Below are 19,330 nucleotides of genomic sequence, written 5' to 3' on the forward strand. Positions count from 1 at the left end.
GAGAAAGCTTTTGAACAAGAAGATCATTACCACCGCTCTACTCGCCTCGGCTTTTGCAGCCTCCGCACACGCACAAAGCAGCGTCACGCTCTATGGCCTGATCGACGCTGGTATCAGCTACGCGAATCACTCGAAGACGACCGCAGGCGGCTCGGAAAAGCTGTTCAAGTATGACGACGGCGTCGCGCAAGGCAGCCGTTGGGGCCTGCGCGGCTCGGAAGACCTGGGCGGCGGCCTGAAGGCACTGTTCGTGCTGGAAAGCGGCTTCAACAGCGGCAACGGCACGTCCGGCCAAGGCGGCGCGCTGTTCGGCCGCCAGGCGTATGTCGGTGTGTCGAAGGACGGCATCGGCTCGCTGACGTTCGGTCGTCAATACTCGTTCTCGACCGACTACCTGGGCGGCAACTATTCGACGGGCGGCCTGACGGTTGCCGGTAACTACGCTTACCACATCAACGACGTCGACCAGCTGACGTCGAGCCGCATCAACAACGCAGTCAAGTTCAGCAGCGCGAACTTCTCGGGCCTCACGTTCGGCGCGATGTACGGCTTCTCGAACTCGACGGCGTTCGCTGGCGCACCGGCAACGGGCACGGCGGCTAATCCCGTCGCCGGCTCGTCGCGCGCATACAGCTTCGGCCTGAACTACGCGAACGGCCCGATCGGCCTTGGCGCAGCGTACACGGACATCCGCTTCCCGAGCCAGGCAACGCCGGCATTCTCGACGTCGATCGCAAACGTCGCCACGGGCAGCGTGCGCGACCTGCGCACGTTCGGCCTCGGCGGCCGCTACATCATCGGACCGGCAACGCTCTACGCGCTGTGGACGAACACGCACTTCGAGCCGATCACGGGTGCATCGACGACGTTCAACAACTACGAAGGCGGCGTCAAGTACGCGTTCACGCCGGCGCTGGCAGGCGGCCTCGGCTACACGTACTCGCAACTGACGGGCGCGACGCACGGCCACTTCAACCAGGTGGACGCAAGCGTCGACTACGCACTGTCGAAGCGCACCGATGTCTACGCGCTCGCGATCTATCAGGACGCATCGGGCAAGACGGGCAACACGCCGATCCAGGCTCAGATCGGTTCGTCGACGTCGTACTTCAACACGTCGGGTTCGGGCTCGCAGAACCAGCTGGCGTTCCGCGTCGGCATGCGCCACAAGTTCTAAGCTGTGTCGCGAAGCGAGGCGCCGCTGGGCGCTTCGCTTCCGCGCAGATGAACTGGACGAAGAACGCTCCGCTTGCGGGGCGTTTTCTTTTTCTGATGCGCAGCTTGCTTCTATTGCCCTTTATGCCGTCGCGCTAGTCCGGCGTCACGAATATCCGTATCTCGCCGTTCGGCGTCGGCATGACGAAGTCCCACGTGCGGCCCGCGCGCACGTCGAAGAGCAGCCGGTCGAGCCGTTCGACCTGCGCCGCCTTTTCGCCCGCGGTCAACCAGCGGGCGTCATCCGAATCATTCAGCAGCGCCTGCCGCGCGGTCAGAATGCGTGCGACCGCGCTCGTTCTCGATACGAAAACCTCTTCCATCCCAGATACATCCTTCAGGCGCGGCCACATGCAAATACCGCACGCCGCACCGGCTACGTTCAAAAGCACTGCGCCAGCCTTTGCGCCGGCGCGTGTCGATTTTATGGGCATGCGGAAATTCGTGCCGCGATGCGTACACGAACGCTTGTGCAAGCGGCACGCTGCCGTGCGTCGAGCGCGTCATCGAAGCGGCCGCGACCCAACGCCGCAATGCCTGTGCCCGGACAGGGCGTGCCAACCGGCCCGCCGTCCGATCTGTTACGCTGCGCCCTTTCCCTCAGCCTGAATCTGTGAAGATGGAAATTCCATTCAACGAACGCGGCGTCTCGGTCACTCGCAATGCCTTGTCGGCGGCCGGCCAGGTCTTTCCGTTGCGCGACATCCGGAACGTGCGCGTCGTCACCGTGCACAAGAACAAGGTCTTGCCCTACGCGATTTCGCTGATCGGCGCAGTGGGCGCGGTCGTCGGCGGCATCTATGCGTCGCCGGCGGGCATTGTGTGCGGCGTGATGCTGGTCGTGGTCGGCTGGCTCACGTGGCGCACGCAGGACGTCACGCATCGCCTGATGGTCCAGACGGGCGACGCCGAACGCGAAGCGTTGTCCAGCATCGACCTGCCGTTCGTCGAGCGCGTCGCGCAGACCGTTCGCGACGCGCTCGCCGCGCCCGCGCAGAAAAGCTGACGGACCACACCGGCACGCGCCGTCTTTACGGAAAATTGACGGCGCGCGCGGTTCCTTTTTTCACGAGCTTGAGATGCCGCCCGCTACAGTGGACGCGTCTTCACAGCCGCGCCGCCCATCCGCGGCGGCGCATCGACGATGCAATCGCAACCCATCCTCGCTTCATCGCGCGCCGCTTCGCGCCGCACGCCGGCCACGCATCTCGCGCGGCAGCCAGCGTTGTCCCTCGTGACGATCGACGTGACCGTGCCCGGCACCTCGTCGGCGTCGGGCCGCCGCGCATTGCAGAAAGCGCTCGGCGAAGGCTCGCGTCTCTTCGTGATCGACTTCGACAAACGCAACGCGTGCATCACTTTTCGCGTCGACGTGATGGCGCGCAGCATCGGCGACGTGGTCGGCGCGCTCGCGGCGCTGCGCCGCGCCGCGTACACACATTTTTGCAGGTGGCCCAGACCGCGCGCGTAGAGTCGGCGGTCCTGTCATCTCGCGTGCCCTCGCGCCAGGCCAACCGCGCGTCGCGAACAAAAGCCGTCCGCGTTCGCCGAAACCTGAAGCGCCACGCCTGCCCTGTGAAGCGTGGCTGTCGCCGGGACCACGCATTTTCTGCAAGGTGTGTGCGATGCCTGTCCCGCTGTTAGCTCCGTCGTTTGTCTTGCTGTTTGCCTCGCTGCTTGCCTCGTTGTGCGTTCATCTCTCCCGGCGCAAATCCGGCCTTGCCGGCGCGCTGTCCGTGCTCGCGCTCGCGGCCTGCTCCACGCCGATCTCGACGCCCGTTGCGCCCGAAACGAAAGCGAGCCTCATCAACGAAGGACGCGACGGCCTGCTCGTGCCGCTGAACGCCGAACGCAGCGACACGCACGGCCGCACGTCGATCGGCCTGCCCGTGCAGATGGACGGCAAGGCCGTCTATCTGATGCTCGATACGGGCACGCGCGGCGTGCGCGTGCTGTCGTCCGTGCTGCCGCGCTCGAACTATCCGGCTGCGGGCGCGCGCACCTCGCTCGCATTCGCGACGGACGCGCAGGTTTCCGGCGCCGTCGTCAACGTGCCGCTGAGCATCGCGGGCACGAAGCCCGTCGACGTCGCCGCGCAAGCCGTCGACGAAGTCAGCTGCCTGAAGACCAATAAGCACTGTGTCGCGCAGGACGGCTACACGGGCGAATTCGGCTGGGCGTTCTCGGGCATCCTGGGCATCGGCGCCGACGAGCCGCGCGACGCCTGCTGCACGCAGCCGCTGCGCGCGCTGCCCGCGAACATCGGTCAACGCTATCTGGTGCGCTCGAACCTCAATCGCCCGTTTCTCGTGCTGAGCCCATCGAATGCACTGACGAAGGACTTCACGCTCGTGCCGTTCACCGTCGCGAAGGACGGTTCGATGCAATGGCCGACGGGCTGCGTGCAGGTGTCCAGCAAGATGCGCTTTTGCGCGCCCGTCGTCTTTTCGACGGGCGGCACGGACATGATCCGCGTCGAGACCGACAAGGCCCCCGACTGGGCCGGCGATACCGACGAGCACAAGGCATTTGCACAAGGCAACTACGACGTGGTGCTCGGTGTCGGCGACTGGGCGCATCGCTTCAACGATGCGCAAACGGCCATCGTGAAAGCCGCGCCGGGCGCGAACCGCATCGTGATCGGGCTGATGTCGCTGCAAAGCATCGACGTGCTGTTCGATTTCACCAACGGCAAGCTCGGCTTGCGCGCGTCGAAAGAGATCGAACGGATGGGCGGGTGAAACACGCGCGCTTCGGTCGAAGCGAAGAGATGGAGCCCGAACATACGAAGCGAACATGGCCAACATAAAAGCCGCCGCGCGATGACAAATCGCGCGGCGGCTTTTTCAATCGTCGAACGAGCCGGCGATCATTCCATGTCGACGGGCTTCACGTTCCAGATAGCGCGCGCGTACTCGGCGATCGTGCGGTCCGACGAGAACTGCCCCATGCCTGCGACATTTTCGATCGCGCTCGACGTCCAGCCGCGCCGGTCGACGTAGCGTCTGTCGACCTCTTCCTGCATCTTCGCAAACGCCGCGAAATCCGCGAGCACCATGTAGTGGTCGCCCCAATCGACGAGCGTGTGGAAGATATCCGAGAAGCGCAGCGGATCTTCCGGCGAGAAGAACCCCGTGCGGATCTGATCGAGCGCCACCCTCAGTTCCGGGTCGTGCTCGTAGATCTCGCGCGGCCGATAGCCCATCGCGCGCAAATCGTCGACCTGATCGGCCGTATGCCCGAAGATGAAAATGTTCTCGGGGCCGACGGCCTCGCTGATCTCGATGTTCGCGCCGTCCATCGTGCCGATCGTCAGCGCGCCGTTCAGCGCGAGCTTCATGTTGCCCGTGCCCGACGCTTCCGTGCCCGCCATCGAAATCTGCTCGGACAGATCGGCGGCGGGAATGATCAGCTCGGCCACGCTCACGCCGTAGTTCGGCACGAACACGACCTTGAGCTTGTCGCCGACCAGCGGATCGTTGTTCACCTTCTGGGTCACGTCGCCGATCAGCTTGATGATCGTCTTCGCCATCCGGTAAGCGGACGCCGCCTTGCCCGCGAACATCACGACACGCGGCACCCAGTCGCGCTCCGGGTGCGAGCGGATGCGGTTGTAGCGCACGATCACGTGCAGCACGTTCAGCAATTGCCGCTTGTATTCGTGGATGCGCTTGACCTGCAGATCGAAGAGCGCTTCGGGATCGAACGCCATCTTCGTATGCTGCTGAAGCCGATGGATCAGACGCATCTTGTTCTGCCGCTTCGCTTCATGGAACGCGTCGATGAACGCCGGGTCGTTGCGCAGATCGCGCAGCTTCGACAGCTCGAACAGATCGCGCCGCCAGTGCGTGCCGATCTGATCGTCGATCAGCTTCGACATCGACGGGCTAGCCTGCGCGAGCCAGCGGCGCGGCGTCACGCCGTTCGTCACGTTCGTGAACCGCTCGGGGAACATGCGCGCGAAGTCCGCGAAGATATCGCGCGTCATCAGTTGCGAGTGCAACTTCGAGACGCCGTTCACCTTCTGGCTCGCGACGATCGCCAGATGCGCCATCCGCACGCGCCGCTGCCCGTATTCGTCGACGAGCGAAATGCGCCGGATCATGTCGACGTCATGGCCCGAATGCTCGCTCACGTGCTTGAGAAACTCGGCGTTGATCTCGAAGATGATTTCGAGGTGGCGCGGCAGCAGGCGCGCGAGCGTCTCGACGTCCCACGTTTCGAGTGCTTCGGGCATCAGCGTGTGGTTCGTGTACGAGAACATCTGCTGCACGTCTTTCCATGCTTTCGCCCACGGCACGTGATGCACGTCGACGAGCAGACGCATCAGTTCGGGAATCGCGAGCACGGGGTGCGTGTCGTTCAGATGCACGGCCACCTTCTCGGCGAAGCGGCCAAACGTGCTGTGCGTGCGCTGATAACGGCGGATCAGGTCCTGCATCGTCGCCGACACGAAGAAGTACTCCTGACGCAAGCGCAACTCGCGGCCGGCGGGCGTCGAGTCATCGGGATACAGCAGGCGCGATACGTTCTCCGACATGTTCTTCGCATCGACGGCGCGGCGATAGTCGCCCTGATTGAACGCCGACAGATCGAGTTCCTCCGTCGCGCGCGCTGACCACAGGCGCAGCGTGTTCGTCGCGCTCGTCGCGAAGCCGGGGATCACCGTGTCGTAGGCCATCGCGTTCACGTGCTGCGTTTCGATCCACTCGACGTGACCGTTGCGCTGCACCGTGCGCCCGCCGAAATGCACGATGTACTGCACTTCGGGGCGCGGAAACTCCCACGGGTTGCCCGCGCGCAGCCAGTAGTCCGGCGTTTCGATCTGCTCGCCGTCGACGATCTGCTGCTTGAACATCCCGTATTCGTAGCGGATGCCGTAGCCGAAGCCCGGAATGCCGAGCGTCGCCATCGAATCGAGAAAGCACGCGGCGAGCCGTCCGAGGCCGCCGTTGCCGAGCGCGGCATCGGGCTCGAGATCGGTCAGCGATTCCATATCGACGCCGAGGCCCGCGAGCGCTTCCTTCATCTGGTCGTAGATGCCGAGCGCGAGCAGCGCGTTCGTGAACGTGCGCCCGATCAGAAATTCCATCGACAGGTAATACACGCGTTTCACATCCTGCTCGTATTGCAGGCGCGTGGTCTTCATCCAGCGCGCGACGAGCCGGTCGCGCACAGCGAGCGCCGCGGCATGCAGCCAGTCTTGCGGGCGCGCTGTCACGGCGTCCTTGCCGACGCCGTACATCATGCGGTTGGAAATCGAGCGCCGCAGCGCATCGACGGTACTGTTGAGCTGGTCGAATTCCAGATCCACCGCTGTCATCGAAACCTCCGGTAAATCGACGCGGCGCGCGCTTTATTGCATGCGTCTCGTGCGCGGGCGGCGCGAGCCGGTCTGGTGGATAAATAAGCAGAGTAGGACATTTTGTGATCCCGCGTCTGCCGCCGTTGGTTGCGTCGCTGGGTTCGTGCGCTGCTTTCCCCGCGTCTTTGCGCGGGAATGTGTGCAGGATCGCGCCCGCTATCCAAGCAGACACGAGCGACCGCGACACAGTTCCATGATCGCGGCTTGAGATTCGATCGGCATCCCGCCTGGCGTCTTCACGTTTCGCACGATGCGGGTGCAGACGGCTCTGTTCCTTGCACTAGTATGGATGAGTAACAAGGCGGATCGGAGACAGCATCGTCCTGCTGCGCCGTTCCCCGTCCCGTTGCATGTCGTTGCTCAGCCGCTGCCCAGTCGCTCGCGTCGCCGCGCTCCGATGGAGGTCGAAATGAACGCACAATCCGTGCTCGGTATGATCCACGCGCAGGAACTGCTGATCGTGTCCCTCATCCGCGCGCTGCCGCCCGATGCGCGGCGCAAGGTGTCCGATGAGTTTCACGGCCAGGTCGAACTGGCCGAGGCACCGCATCTGAGCGACGGCCATGACCGTGAACTGACGGAAGCATTCAGGGCGCATATCCGCAAACTGTCGATCCTGCTCGCGTCGTGTAGCTGAATTCGGGGATAGCGCTGGATGGCGAGCTGATGGTGGTGGGATCACGCGGCGCGGTCGGTCGGTCGTTCGCTCCGCTCGTTCCCTCGTTCCCTCGTTCCCTCGTTCCCTCGTTCCCTCGTTCCCTCGTGCGTTCGTGCGTTCGTGCGTTCGCCGCTGTCGCGCCGCAAACTTATCCGCGCGGCGCGAGGTCTGGCGGTTAGTTGCATCACGCGTAGCCGCGCAATTTGCGACGACGCGCGCGCCGTTTAGCAGTCCAGCGTTCGCTTGCAACCACCTTTCATACAGGCCATTTCTGCCTGGCGCCGAGCACGATCCGCGCGGCTCTGCAACAATTGCAACATTCGCGCCGAGCACCGCTGCGCTGCTCCCCGGCGCGCGCCTGTTGTGCCATTCCAGCCCTTGCCGAGCCGTCCTTGCCCGAGATCACGCCCAACCCGGCGCGCGTCGCCGATGCGCCCATGTCCACCCGTCATCGCTATGCGTTGGCGGCGATCATGCTGTCCGTCGCGCTCGCCTCGCTCGATACCGCGATCGCCAACACCGCGCTGCCCGCGATGGCCGCGAATCTGCATGCGAAGCCGGCAGCGTCCGTGTGGATCATCAACGCGTATCAGCTTGCGATGGTCGCGACGCTGCTGCCCCTAGCCGCGCTCGGCGATATCGTCGAACACCGGCGCATCTACATCTGCGGCATCGCGATCTTCACGGCGGCCTCGCTCGCGTGCGCGCTCTCGCCGACGCTGCCCGTGCTCGCGGGCGCCCGCGTCGTGCAGGGACTCGGCGGGGCCGCCATCATGAGCGTCAACACGGCGCTGATCAAGCACATGTATCCGCCGCATCAACTGGGGCGCGGCTTGGGGCTCAATGCGCTGGTCGTGGGCGTGTCGTTCGCAGTGGGACCGACGGTGGCGTCGCTGATCCTGTCCGTCGCGAGCTGGCCGTGGCTCTTCGCCGTCAACGTGCCGCTCGGCGTACTGGCGCTGTCGTTCGCGCTGCCGGGACTGCCGCGCACGCCGCGCGGCACGCATCAATTCGACAGGGTCGCGGCGCTGCTGAACGTCATCACGTTTGCCGCGCTGATCTTCGCGTTGGGCGAAGCGGCGCAGCGCGCGTCGTCGACGCTCGTGCTCAGTGCCGCCGCCGTCGCCATTGTGTTCGGCGCGCTGCTGATGCGCCGCGAAGCCGGCCACCCCGCGCCGATGCTGCCCGTCGATCTGTTCAAACTGCCCGTGTTTGCGCTTTCGTCGCTGACGGCCGTGTGCTCGTTCGCCGCGCAAGGGCTCGCATTTGTCTCGCTGCCGTTCTATTTCGAAGATGTCTTGCATCGCAGCCAGGTCGAGACCGGCTTTCTGATGACGCCCTGGCCCGTGATCGTCGCGCTTGCGGCGCCGTTCGCGGGACGGCTGTCGGATCGCTATCCGCCGGGGCTGCTCGGCGCGATCGGCCTCGCGATTCTATGCGGCGGCATGGCCTCGCTGGCGATGCTGCCGCCGCATCCGCCCGTGCTCGACATCACGATTCGCATGGCGGTCTGCGGCGCGGGCTTCGGTTTTTTCCAGTCGCCCAACTTGAAAGCGCTGATGGCGAGCGCGCCGCCTCATCGCAGCGGCGGCGCGAGCGGCATCATCGCGACGTCGAGGCTGATCGGGCAGACGACGGGCGCCGCCCTCGTCGCACTGAGCTTCAGCATCGCGGGCCGCCACGGCCCGACACTGTCGCTCGCGACGGGCGCCGTGTTCGCCGGCGCGGCCAGCATCGCGAGCGGCTTGCGGCTCTTCGCGCCGTCGCATCGCACGCAGACCACCGCCGCCACCATGACGGCCGCAAAGGACCAATAGTCTCAAAACGCGTAACCCGGTGCGCATGCAAAACGGCGACGGCGCAAAACGCGTCCGCCGCCCTTCGCATCGCGCCCGTCAGCGCGCGAAATAACCGTTCACGGCCGCGACGAACGTATCGATATCGGCGCGCGACACGTCCATGTGCGTGACGAAGCGCGACGCGTACAGCATCTGCGTGAGGATGCCGCGCTCCTTGAGCCACGCTTCGAGCGGCGCGCAATGCTCCTGCGGAAACTGCGCGAACACCATGTTGGTGGCGTGCGACTGCACCTTCACCTGATCGATCTGCGCGAGGCCCGCGGCCAGATGCGCGGCGTTGTCGTGGTCTTCGGCGAGACGCTCGACGTTGTGCTCGAGCGCATACAGACACGCCGCCGCGAGCAGTCCCGCCTGCCGCATGCCGCCGCCCAGCACCTTGCGCCAGCGGTGCGCGACGTCGATCAGCGCCTTGCTGCCGACCAGCACCGAGCCCACAGGCGCGCCAAGCCCCTTCGAAAAACAGATCGATACCGTGTCGAACGGCGCGCACAGCGCATCGAGCGGCTGCTTCGACGCGACGGCCGCATTGAACACGCGCGCGCCGTCGAGATGCGTCGACAGCCCGCGTTCGCGCGCGAGCTGCGTGGCCTCGGCGACATAGCCCGCCAGCAGCACCTTGCCGCCGATCGTGTTTTCGAGCGCGAGCAGGCGCGTGCGCGCGAAGTGATTGTCGATGGGCTTGATCGCGGCCGCGATCTTGTCGAGGGGAAGCGAGCCGTCGAGCGCGTTCTCGATCGGCTGCGGCTGGATGCTGCCGAGCACGGCCGCGCCGCCGCCCTCGTACTTGTACGTGTGCGCGGCCTGCCCGACGATGTACTCGTCGCCGCGCGCGCAATGCGCCATCAATGCGGCGAGATTGCTCTGCGTGCCGCTCGGGAAGAACAGCCCTGCCTCCTTGCCCGCGCGCCCGGCGACGGTGTCTTGCAGACGCTGGACTGTCGGGTCGTCTCCCCAGACGTCGTCGCCGACTTCGGCGGCTGTCATCGCGGCGAGCATGTCCTTGCTCGGTCGGGTCACGGTATCGCTGCGCAAATCGATCATGTGCTTTTCCTCGTGGATGACGAAGCGCCTCACATATAACAGCACGACGTGTGAAGCGCGCGATTGAATCCGCAGAGTGTATCAACTCCGCCCGCGATGAGCAGTTAGCCGGATGGCCAGGTACTTCGATTCCATCGGCGGGCGTATCGTGAAGGCGGCACTCAAGATTTGCGTCCATCGGCGGATACAGCAGTTGCCGACACACCTGAGAGACCTCGCTTTGAAAACGAAGATATGGCTGGCGTCGATTGCCGCCTCTGTTGCGTTGTGCGCGTGCGCGCCGTCAGTGCCCGTTCAGGGCGTTCAGTTCACGCCGGTGGCCGCCACACAGCAGCAGCGCATACGGATAGTCGACACCGTGCATGTCCGGCTTTCGACGGGGTATTCGCCGCGCATTTCGAGCGGTTCGCTCTGGCGTCTGGCAGGCGAGCTTCCGCAGGGTTTTGCGTACAGGCCGATCAACGACGTTTTCACCGTCGAAGGCCGGCAGGTGCACGAGGCCTGGCTCGTGGTGAAAAACGATCACCTGCTGGGCTTCTATCTGCCCGGCGAATCGCATTTCTCCCCGCTCGATCCCTCACAATCGATAACTACCGAGACCCTCCATGATTAAGCTTTCCCGAGTCCTTATCGCTGCATCGGCAGCCGCACTGCTGGCAACGGGCTGCGCCAGCGGCCCCAATTCAAGGACGTTGCATCGTCGATCCCGACCATCAAGGAATCGCAAGGCCGCATCTATTTCTATCGTTCGAACTCGCTGTTCGGCGCAGCGCTGCAGCCGGACATCAACGTGAACGATCAGGCTGTCGGCAAATCGAAGCCAGGCGGCTTCTTCTACGTCGACGAGCCGGCCGGAGATTATGTCGTCTCGACCGCCACCGAAACCAAGAAGACGCTCTCGTTCAAGCTCGAAGCGGGCGAAACGAAGTACGTGAAGACGAGCGTCGGCCTGGGCCTGCTGGTTGGCCGCATCGTCCCTTCGCTGGAATCGTCGGAGGTCGCCAACAAGGACCTCGAAGGCCTGCACTACATCGGCACGCCGACCACGGCAGCTTCGAAGTAACGCCGCGCGACGAAACGGCCGGCGGCATCCCGTATGCCGCCGGTCTTCGCGCGCTTCTTCGTGCGCTTCTTCGCGCATCGGCAGCACGAAACAAACGCACGGACTTCAGGGCATCGCGACGGCCCACTGCCTCGAATCGAAGGTATCGGCGAATGCTTCGAAGCCTTCGATGGGAAGCGGGCGGCAGAACAGATAGCCCTGATACGCGTGACACCCGGCGTCGGCAAGAAACCGACGCTGCGCTTCCGTCTCGACGCCCTCCGCGATCACGCCCAGCCCGAGGCTCTGCGCGAGCGCGACGATCGCGCGCGCGATCACGGCATCGTTCGGATCGTCGAGCACGTCGCGCACGAACGATCTGTCGATCTTCAATTGCCCGAGCGGCAAGCGCTTCAGATACGACAGCGACGAGTAGCCGACGCCGAAGTCGTCGAGCGAAAACACCACGCCTTTCGCGCGCAGCAACGTCATCTTGCGGATGATGTCCTCGACGTTGTCGACCAGCACGCTTTCCGTCAGCTCGAGTTTCAGGCGGCTCGGATCGGCGCCCGTGCGTGCCAGCACATCGAGCACGCCGGTAACGAAATTGCCTTCGCGAAGCTGCTGCACGCTCACGTTGACGGCGATCGACAGATGCGCCCTGTCCGCGCGCGCCGCCCACTGCGCGAGCTGTCGGCAAGCCGTCTCCAGCACCTTGTCGCCGAGCGCGAGAATCAGGCCCGTCTCTTCAGCTAGCGGAATGAACTCGGCGGGCGGAATCAGACCGTGCTCGGGATGCTGCCAGCGCACGAGCGCCTCGGCGCCCGTCACGCGATCGCCGTTGAACACCTGCGCCTGGTAGTGGACCAGCAACTGGTCTTCGTCGATCGCGCAGCGCAGCGCCGCCTCCAGCGCCGCGCGTTCCATCACGACGGTCTGCATCGCCGGATCGAAGAAGCAGATCGCGTTGCGCCCGCTTTCCTTCGACTTGTACATCGCGAGATCGGACTGTTTCAGCAGCTCGTCGATGGACGTTTCGTGTCCCGTGAAGAGCGTCGCGCCGATGCTCGCCGTCGTGCGGAACTCCGTGCCGTCGAGATGGTACGTTCGGGAAAGCGCCACCAGCACCTTTTCGGCGGCGGCCTCGGTTTCGGCGGCCGCGTCCTGGCGGTTGCGGCTCAGGTCGCTCAGCACGACCACGAATTCGTCGCCGCCCATCCGCGCGACCGTATCGCCTTCGCGCACGGCCGACAGCAACCGGTACGCGACCTGGCTCAGCAGCAGATCACCCTTGTCGTGACCGAGCGTGTCGTTGAGCGTCTTGAAGTTGTCGAGATCGACGAACAGCAGCGCGCCGTGCGTGTGGTTCTGCGCACTCAGCGCGATCACCTGTTTCAGCCGGTCGCGCAGCAGCGTGCGGTTCGGCAGATGCGTGAGCGCGTCGAAGAACGCCAGCTCCTTGATCTGCTCTTCCGCGAGCTTGCGCTCGGTGATGTCGTAGTGCGTGCCGACGTAATGCGTGACGCGGCCGTCCTGCGCGGTCACGGCCGTGATCGTCAGCCACTTCGGATAGATGTCGCCGTTCTTGCGGCGATCCCAGATCTCACCCTGCCAGCCGCCGACGCGATGAATCGTGTCCCACATCTCGCGGAAGAACGCGGGCTCGTGACGGCCCGAGCTGAGCATGCGCGGGTTCTTGCCGACCACTTCGTCGGCCGTGTAGCCCGTGCATTGCGTGAACGCCGAGTTGACGCGCAGGATCGTGCCCTTCGCGTCCGTGACCATCATGCCTTCGAGCGAATCGAACGCGACGGCGGCGATGCGCAGCTCCGCCTCGCTCTCGCGAACCTCGGCCGTCATCTTCGAAGCGAGCCGCATCGCGCGGCTGCGGCCGCTCGCGAGGCTCCATGCGAGCAGCGCGAGCAACAGCGAGAGCCCCGTGCCCGTGCAGGCGATCAGCAGCTTCGCGTTGTGCCCGAAGCGCGCCTTGAAATCGTGCTGCGCCGCCATCGACAGCGTCCAGTTGTGCCCGCCCACGACGAGATATTCGTTCGCCGAGATCACCTCGCGGATCTTCGGCTCCGACGACCGGTAGAGCAGCGACTCCGGCGACGGCTGCGTGCCGTCGTAGATCGACAGATAGAGACCGGGCGGCTGTTCTCCATAGAGACTCGCGAGCACATCGCGCATGCGGAACGCCGCATACACCCAGCCCAGCAGATGCGCGCGGCGCTCGTCGACGGTATCTTGCGGCTTCCCTTGCTCGTAGATGGGCAGATACATGACGAAACCGGGCAGCGGCGGCTCGCCCGCATCCGATGCGAGCTGCACCTTGCCCGACACCACGGCGAGCCCCGAATCGCGCGAGCGCTCCATCGCCTGGCGGCGCACGGGAGTGGCCCACGCGTCGTAGCCGAGCAGCGTGCCGCCGTCGGCGAGCGGCGGCTCGCGGCTGATCACGGGCGCGTAGCCGGCGCGCTCGCCGGGCGGATCGATCGCATAGCGCCGGCCGAAGCGCCCGCGCATGTCGGCCATGTGCGCGTCGTGCCTGTCGGCGGGCACCCATTGGACGACGCCGATCGCCTGCATGCCGGAGAAGTTCGGGTCGGCGTTGACGGCGCCGAGATAGCCGTGAAACGCCTGCAGATCGAGCGAGCCGCGCGCCGCGAACATGCCCTGCACGCCGCGCAGCATCTGCTCGTAGGTCGCCATCCGCTGCTCGATGCGGCTGACGGAATCGCCGAGCGCGAAGTTGAATTCGGACAACAGCTCGCGCCTCGCCGCCTGGCGCTCGTGATCCCATACGGACCAGGTGATCCCCAACCCGGTCACGAGAATCAGCAGCGGCAGCAGGATGAGGCGCGCGCGGTTCATCACGGTGTCGTGAAGTCGACCATCGAATCGGCCAGCTCGGGTTTGAAATACTTCCTGAAAATGCGGCGCACGGTGCCGTCCGCGCGCATCGCGGCGACGAGCGCGCGCCACTTCTCGCGCTCCTGCGGCGACAGCGCCTTCTTCGACATGATGAGGCCGTGCGGCACGGCGGCGTCGTTGAATTCGATGATCGTGCTGATGTCGCGGATGCGCTTCTCATCCAGCGCCGGATAGTCGAACGGCTCGATGATCATCCCCTGAATGCTGCCGCGCATCAGCGCCTGATAAAGCGGCTCGAGGCCGCCCGCCTGACTGACGCGATTGCCCGCGGCGAGCGTATCGACCAGTTCGTTGGCCGACTGACTATACCGGAAGCTCCGGATCACGCCGAGTTGAAACCTGTCGTTGTGTTCGAAATCGGATAACTGATGGATGCCGGCGTCCTTGCGCACGAGCAGGTAGAACTTGTCGCTGAAGTACCAGGCAAACGACGCGTAGCCGTCGCGTTCCTCGTTCGTGATGCCGGACAGGCTGAAGTCGAGCGCGCCGGATTCGATCAGCTTCCAGATGCGCGCGCGCGACATCAGGCTCACGCGGATCTCGCAGCCGCTGCGGCGAATCAGCTCGTCGGCGAAATCCTTGTCGATGCCCGTGTTCGTTTCCAGCGAATACAGCAGGCCGTGATCGTGCAGCGCGAGCGTGAACGGCCGCGAGCAATCGGGGCCGCTTTGGCCGCCTTGGCCGCTCTGTGCGAATGCGTTGCCGCTCAGCGTGCTCATCGCGATGAGCAGGGTTAGCAAACCGTTGAGGCCGCGGTGAATCACGGTGACTCCTGTTATCGAGGCTCGGGTTCGGGATTCGGTCGGTGCCGGACGGCCGGCGAGGCCGGTCATGGCACTGTCAGCCTTGCATGACGGTCGGCCCACAGATGAGTAGACCTCACGCGTTAACGGCAAGGTATGACGATGACTTGAGCCGTTGTTTCAACGGGTGCTGGCAAAAATGACAAAGTGGTCAAACCATGCGTGGTCACGGCAAATGATCCATGCATTCCATTTCTTTATTCGTGAAGGGGAAATGCCTGCTACCGGTCATTCAGCCCTTTGCCTTCGAGAATCTGCTGGCTGCACTTTTCGACTCGCGACGCCCTGGTTTTCGATTGCGTGGGCGCGGAGAAATAGAGAAGGTAAGCGCGTTGCCGCCCCGGAGTCAGCGCATCGAAAGCGTCTTTCAACTCCGGCATTTCGTCCAGTTTGTTCTGAAATTCTTCTGGAACGGCGAATTCCGCGGTCTTTTTTAAAGTCACCTTCAGGCCGGCTCTTTCTACTTCCACGGCTTCGCGGATATAAGACTTCAGGACGTCGGCGATGGCCGTGATGTCGCGCACGTCGGTGAACCGTATCTGGCGCGACGACTGCACGTTTTCGGTCTGCGCGATCAGAATGCCTTTGGCGTCCTTTAACAACGCACCCTTGAAAAACAGAAGCGCGCAGTATCCCTTGAATCCGTGCATCAGCACGACGTTTCTTTTATCGAACGTATAGCAGGGAACGCCCCACTTCACTTCTTCCGTCAACTGACAGTCGAGAACGATCGCTCTCAGTTTTTCAAACTCTTTCTGCCATTTTTTTGTGTTGCTTAGAAAGGCATCGACCTCCGGATTCATTTGCGGCGCTCCGACACGGAATGAACCTGTTATCTAACTGCATCCGTGTGACAAGTCAATATCGGTCGGAGCGTCACGGGCAGGGACGGCGCAACGCACGCGCTTCTCTCAATGCCCCAGCGACTCCACCTTGTTCGGCAGCGTATCGACGCCATGCGGCCGCGCCATCTGCTTGATCAGCAGCGCGACGCACGCGATCAGCCCCGCGACCGCGATCGTCGCGAATACGCCCGAGAACGTGAAATGCCGGCGCGTCAGTTCGGCCACGAGAAACGACCCCGCGATTCCGCCGAAGCGTCCGACGCCGAGCATCCATGCCACGCCCGTCCCGCGCCCTTCCGTCGGATAGAACGCTGCGGCGAGCGCCGGCATCGACGACTGCGCGGTGTTCATCAACACGCCGGCGATGAACACGATTGCCACGAGCGCGCCGACATTGCCCGCAGCCTGTCCGATGAAATACACGCTGACAGCCGTCAGCGCATAACACACGGCGATCACGCGATTCGCGTTGAAGCGATCCATCAGCACACCGCACAAAACCGCGCCCACGCCGCCCAGCGGGAACAGCGCCGAAATCAGCGTCGCGCTCTTCGGTGTCAGGCCCGCATCCTTCAACAGGATCGGCATCCAGTTGATCGACGCGTAGAAGATCACGAGGCCCATGAAATAGGTGATCCACAGCATCACCGAGCCGACAATGTACGAACGCGACAGCACGACGCCCGCGCCCTTGCCGCCCGTTTGCGGCGCGGTCTCCGTCATCACGAACGAACCGGCATCCAGCGCCGCCGACGAAATGCGCGCGAGCGTCGCGCGAATCCGCTCGACGGCATGACGGTTCGCCACCATGAAGCGCACCGACTCCGGCATCTTGACGAGCAGCGCGACACCGAGCAGCAACGGCGTCGCGCCGCCGAGCATCAGCACGCTGCGCCAGCCGAAATGCGGAATCATCCACGCGGCGAGAAAGCCGCCGAACGCCGCGCCAAGCGGAAAGCCGCAGAACATCAGATTGATCAACGTCGCGCGGCGGCGATCGGGGCAGAACTCGCCCATCATCGTGACCGCGTTCGGCATCGCGGCGCCAAGACCGACGCCCGTGACGAAGCGCAACACGGTCAGTTGTCCGATGCTCGACGAAAACGCTGACGCGAGACACGCAAGGCCGAACAGGAACACCGAGCCGAGCAGCAGCGAACGGCGTCCGAGGCGGTCGGACAATGGGCCCGAACCGAGCGCGCCGCATGCGAGGCCAAACAGCGCGGCGCTCAGCACGGGCGCGAGATCGGGCCGCGCAAGATGCCACTCAGTGAGCAACGACGGCGCGATAAAGCCGATCGCGGCCGTGTCGAAACCGTCCAGCAGGACGATCACGAAGCACATGAAGAAAACGAGCCATTGAAAGCCGCCGAATGGCTGCTCGTTGATGAACGTCTGAACGTTCACGACGGAAGTGCGGTTCATCGCCTGTCTCCTACACATGGCGCAGCGTGCTGTGCTGCGTCCAGTCGTACTGAAGTGCGTGGAAGCGATGCGCGATACCGACTTCCGCGCCCCGCCCCGGATCTGTCAAACGGCACAAGCCGCGCCTTCTGGTGTCGATATCCGCTCATCGCTCGATGTTCGTATATCGCACAATCTTTCAAATTGCGAACACTTTAGCGGTTGCGCTCGGCAAGCGTCAACGAAGGGTAACTACCGATGGCCGAAGCCGCCTCACGAATCCACTTGTCGCGATACGGATGCCTTATCAAGCGTAGCAGGCGTTCCCGCCGGATATCGTTGCGCGCCCATGTGTTTTTTCCGCCACTTACTTACAAACAAAAAACTTCCATTACGTTTTACTTTCATCTATAACGACAGGGCATGCGCGAACACGCCTGTCTCGTTGCATGTCCTCAGCCCGTCTGTGCTAGCCGACGGGCTTTTTTTTTGCTCACCCAGCATAAGCCGAGCGTACCTACAATTTCCTTTCATCAAACGAATCGACTCGGTGAAAACCCCTTGCCGCTTTCACTTGACTTACTTGATATATCACATATCGTATGGGATCTATCAGCGCTGCTTTTTGAGCGGACGGTGATCGGAAGCGTGGTCCGAGCTTTCGCAAATTAATAGGCAAGCAAGTCGGCAACCATCGAGCATGGGACGAGAGTCCGCGCGAAAGCGCAGCTCCCGTCGACAAAGGAGACAGAGATGAAGACGGAGCATCAGGAACAGGCGGCATCGTGGTACGCATCACCGTGGGCGCAACTGGTATTCGGCGTGATCTGCATGGCAATGATCGCCAACATGCAATACGGCTGGACGTTGTTCGTCAATCCCATCGACGAGAAGTACCACTGGGGCCGCGCCGCCATTCAGGTCGCGTTCACCATCTTCGTCGTCACGGAAACATGGCTCGTGCCGATCGAGGGCTACCTCGTCGACAAGTACGGACCTAAACCCGTCGTGGTCGGCGGCGGCCTGCTGTGCGCGCTCGCGTGGGTCATCAACTCGATGGCGACGTCGCTGCCGCTGTTGTACGTGGCGGCGGCCATCGGCGGCATCGGCGCGGGGGCCGTGTATGGCACGTGCGTCGGCAATGCGCTGAAGTGGTTCCCCACCCGCCGCGGGCTCGCAGCGGGCATCACGGCGGCCGGATTCGGCGCGGGATCGGCGGCCACCGTCGTGCCGATCGCGAACATGATCAAGCACAGCGGATACGAAGCCACGTTCCTCTGGTTCGGCCTCGGCCAGGGGATCGTCGTGTTCGCGCTCGGTCTGTTCCTGCTTGCGCCGCCCGCCAGCATGCTCGCCAATGTGAGCAATGCGGTGAAGAGCGCGGTCAAGCGCGCCGTTCACAACGCGACGCCTCGGGAAGTGGTGTCCGCGCCCGTGTTCTGGGTCATGTACCTGATGTTCGTGATGATGGCGGCAGGCGGCCTGATGGCGACGGCGCAACTGGGCCCCATCGCCAAGGACTTCGGCTTGCACGATTCGCCCGTTTCGCTGATCGGCCTGACGCTGCCCGCGCTGACGTTCGCGCTCGCGATCGACCGCGTGCTCAACGGCTTGACGCGTCCATTCTTCGGCTGGGTCTCCGACCGCATCGGCCGTGAGAACACGATGTTCGTCGCGTTTGCGATCGAGGCGATCGGCATCGTGGCGCTGTCGAAGTTCGGCCACAGCCCGACTGCGTTCGTCGTGCTGACGGGCATCGTGTTCTTCGCGTGGGGCGAGATCTACAGTCTCTTCCCGGCCACTTGCGGCGACACATTCGGACCGAAGTTCGCCGCGACCAACGCCGGCCTGCTGTACACGGCGAAAGGCACGGCCGCGCTGCTCGTGCCGTTCACGAGCATCGTCACGGCAGCGACGGGAAGCTGGCACGCCGTCTTCATGCTGGCATCCGGCATGGCCGCCGTCGCGGCGCTGCTGGCGCTGTTCGTGCTCAAGCCGATGCGGCGCGCGTATGTGCTCCAGCATGCGGAGCCGTCGCTCGAGATGCCGTACGAATCCACGCGCATCAGCGAATCGGCGCGGATTTCCGCGGGAGGACGCTAAGCGCGGCGAGTGATTCCGCTGAACAACGCTGATCGGCGGCACACGTTGCCGCCGCTGCTGT

Annotated in this window: 15 protein-coding genes and 1 pseudogene; 9 read left to right on the forward strand and 7 right to left on the reverse strand. The window is 64.0% G+C overall.

Going from position 1 to position 19,330, the window contains the following annotated elements; translation table 11 throughout:
* Positions 1 to 10 precede the first annotated feature (10 nt).
* On the forward strand, positions 11 to 1,177 hold the full coding sequence (locus VSR68_RS15785; RefSeq protein WP_342940740.1) for a porin: 1,167 nt from the start codon (positions 11 to 13) through the stop codon (positions 1,175 to 1,177).
* Between the two features lie 133 nt (positions 1,178 to 1,310).
* Here the strand turns inward: VSR68_RS15785 and VSR68_RS15790 are convergent, their stop codons facing one another.
* Complete coding sequence (locus VSR68_RS15790) at positions 1,311 to 1,538, reverse strand: hypothetical protein (protein WP_342940741.1); 228 nt, start codon at positions 1,536 to 1,538, stop codon at positions 1,311 to 1,313.
* Positions 1,539 to 1,834: 296 nt separating this feature from the next.
* On the opposite strand from VSR68_RS15790, the gene VSR68_RS15795 reads away from it, so the two are divergent.
* The 3 genes from VSR68_RS15795 to VSR68_RS15805 all read left to right on the forward strand — a co-directional run bounded on the left by VSR68_RS15795 (position 1,835) and on the right by VSR68_RS15805 (position 3,956).
* Positions 1,835 to 2,221, forward strand: a complete 387-nt coding sequence (locus VSR68_RS15795) for a DUF6232 family protein (protein ID WP_342940742.1) — start codon at positions 1,835 to 1,837, stop codon at positions 2,219 to 2,221.
* A gap of 138 nt (positions 2,222 to 2,359) precedes the next feature.
* Complete coding sequence (locus VSR68_RS15800) at positions 2,360 to 2,686, forward strand: hypothetical protein (protein WP_342940743.1); 327 nt, start codon at positions 2,360 to 2,362, stop codon at positions 2,684 to 2,686.
* Positions 2,687 to 2,840: 154 nt separating this feature from the next.
* Entirely contained in the window at positions 2,841 to 3,956 is a 1,116-nt protein-coding gene (locus VSR68_RS15805) for a hypothetical protein (RefSeq protein ID WP_342940744.1), read from the forward strand.
* A 128-nt stretch (positions 3,957 to 4,084) separates the two neighbouring features.
* Here the strand turns inward: VSR68_RS15805 and VSR68_RS15810 are convergent, their stop codons facing one another.
* Positions 4,085 to 6,538: a glycogen/starch/alpha-glucan phosphorylase gene (locus tag VSR68_RS15810; protein WP_342940745.1), complete on the reverse strand. Its 2,454-nt coding sequence runs from the start codon at positions 6,536 to 6,538 to the stop codon at positions 4,085 to 4,087.
* A gap of 451 nt (positions 6,539 to 6,989) precedes the next feature.
* Between VSR68_RS15810 and VSR68_RS15815 the strand changes: the two genes are divergently transcribed.
* Both VSR68_RS15815 and VSR68_RS15820 read left to right on the forward strand, forming a co-directional pair.
* Positions 6,990 to 7,217, forward strand: coding sequence for a hypothetical protein (locus VSR68_RS15815; protein ID WP_342940746.1), 228 nt, complete (start codon positions 6,990 to 6,992; stop codon positions 7,215 to 7,217).
* Positions 7,218 to 7,675: 458 nt separating this feature from the next.
* Positions 7,676 to 9,055, forward strand: a complete 1,380-nt coding sequence (locus VSR68_RS15820) for an MFS transporter (protein WP_342940833.1) — start codon at positions 7,676 to 7,678, stop codon at positions 9,053 to 9,055.
* Between the two features lie 78 nt (positions 9,056 to 9,133).
* On the opposite strand, the gene ltaE is transcribed toward VSR68_RS15820, so the two are convergent.
* The gene (gene ltaE, locus VSR68_RS15825) at positions 9,134 to 10,138 is read right to left on the reverse strand and encodes a low-specificity L-threonine aldolase (RefSeq protein WP_342940747.1); all 1,005 of its coding nucleotides are present in this window, start codon (positions 10,136 to 10,138) and stop codon (positions 9,134 to 9,136) included.
* 148 nt (positions 10,139 to 10,286) lie between these two features.
* Between ltaE and VSR68_RS15830 the strand changes: the two genes are divergently transcribed.
* Together VSR68_RS15830 and VSR68_RS15835 are read left to right on the forward strand one after the other, a co-directional pair.
* The gene (locus tag VSR68_RS15830) at positions 10,287 to 10,751 is read left to right on the forward strand and encodes a hypothetical protein (protein ID WP_342940748.1); all 465 of its coding nucleotides are present in this window, start codon (positions 10,287 to 10,289) and stop codon (positions 10,749 to 10,751) included.
* Positions 10,744 to 11,201: pseudogene (locus tag VSR68_RS15835) on the forward strand (DUF2846 domain-containing protein). Before VSR68_RS15830 ends, VSR68_RS15835 begins: the two are co-directional and overlap by 8 nt.
* A gap of 105 nt (positions 11,202 to 11,306) precedes the next feature.
* Here VSR68_RS15835 and VSR68_RS15840 read toward each other — a convergent pair.
* The 4 genes from VSR68_RS15840 to VSR68_RS15855 form a co-directional block, all read right to left on the reverse strand.
* Positions 11,307 to 14,054 carry a bifunctional diguanylate cyclase/phosphodiesterase gene (locus VSR68_RS15840; protein ID WP_342940749.1) on the reverse strand — a complete coding sequence of 916 codons (2,748 nt, stop codon included), beginning with the start codon at positions 14,052 to 14,054 and terminating at the stop codon, positions 11,307 to 11,309.
* Positions 14,054 to 14,878 (reverse strand): substrate-binding periplasmic protein, encoded by an 825-nt coding sequence (locus VSR68_RS15845; protein ID WP_428983515.1) that lies wholly within the window; start codon positions 14,876 to 14,878, stop codon positions 14,054 to 14,056. The genes VSR68_RS15840 and VSR68_RS15845 overlap by 1 nt, the downstream gene beginning before the upstream one ends.
* Positions 14,879 to 15,138: 260 nt before the next feature.
* A complete protein-coding gene (locus VSR68_RS15850) occupies positions 15,139 to 15,720 on the reverse strand; it encodes a YdeI/OmpD-associated family protein (RefSeq protein ID WP_342940750.1) in 582 nt (193 codons plus the stop codon).
* Between the two features lie 108 nt (positions 15,721 to 15,828).
* On the reverse strand, positions 15,829 to 17,187 hold the full coding sequence (locus tag VSR68_RS15855; RefSeq protein WP_342940751.1) for an MFS transporter: 1,359 nt from the start codon (positions 17,185 to 17,187) through the stop codon (positions 15,829 to 15,831).
* A gap of 732 nt (positions 17,188 to 17,919) precedes the next feature.
* On the opposite strand from VSR68_RS15855, the gene oxlT reads away from it, so the two are divergent.
* Positions 17,920 to 19,269, forward strand: coding sequence for an oxalate/formate MFS antiporter (gene oxlT / locus VSR68_RS15860; RefSeq protein WP_342940752.1), 1,350 nt, complete (start codon positions 17,920 to 17,922; stop codon positions 19,267 to 19,269).
* The last annotated feature ends 61 nt before the right edge of the window (positions 19,270 to 19,330 follow it).

Origin of the sequence: Paraburkholderia phymatum (assembly GCF_038900715.1) — a bacterium.
Taxonomy (GTDB): domain Bacteria; phylum Pseudomonadota; class Gammaproteobacteria; order Burkholderiales; family Burkholderiaceae; genus Paraburkholderia; species Paraburkholderia phymatum_A.

Excerpts from the sequence above, each read along its gene's own strand:
- VSR68_RS15810 (WP_342940745.1), bottom strand. The coding sequence starts at position 6,538 with ATGACAGCGGTGGATCTGGAATTCGACCAGCTCAACAGTACCGTCGAT.
- VSR68_RS15800 (WP_342940743.1), top strand. The coding sequence starts at position 2,360 with ATGCAATCGCAACCCATCCTCGCTTCATCGCGCGCCGCTTCGCGCCGC.
- VSR68_RS15815 (WP_342940746.1), top strand. The coding sequence starts at position 6,990 with ATGAACGCACAATCCGTGCTCGGTATGATCCACGCGCAGGAACTGCTG.
- VSR68_RS15840 (WP_342940749.1), bottom strand. The coding sequence starts at position 14,054 with ATGAACCGCGCGCGCCTCATCCTGCTGCCGCTGCTGATTCTCGTGACC.
- VSR68_RS15855 (WP_342940751.1), bottom strand. The coding sequence starts at position 17,187 with ATGAACCGCACTTCCGTCGTGAACGTTCAGACGTTCATCAACGAGCAG.
- VSR68_RS15850 (WP_342940750.1), bottom strand. The coding sequence starts at position 15,720 with ATGAATCCGGAGGTCGATGCCTTTCTAAGCAACACAAAAAAATGGCAG.
- VSR68_RS15790 (WP_342940741.1), bottom strand. The coding sequence starts at position 1,538 with ATGGAAGAGGTTTTCGTATCGAGAACGAGCGCGGTCGCACGCATTCTG.
- ltaE (WP_342940747.1), bottom strand. The coding sequence starts at position 10,138 with ATGATCGATTTGCGCAGCGATACCGTGACCCGACCGAGCAAGGACATG.
- VSR68_RS15805 (WP_342940744.1), top strand. The coding sequence starts at position 2,841 with ATGCCTGTCCCGCTGTTAGCTCCGTCGTTTGTCTTGCTGTTTGCCTCG.
- oxlT (WP_342940752.1), top strand. The coding sequence starts at position 17,920 with ATGAAGACGGAGCATCAGGAACAGGCGGCATCGTGGTACGCATCACCG.
- VSR68_RS15820 (WP_342940833.1), top strand. The coding sequence starts at position 7,676 with ATGTCCACCCGTCATCGCTATGCGTTGGCGGCGATCATGCTGTCCGTC.
- VSR68_RS15795 (WP_342940742.1), top strand. The coding sequence starts at position 1,835 with ATGGAAATTCCATTCAACGAACGCGGCGTCTCGGTCACTCGCAATGCC.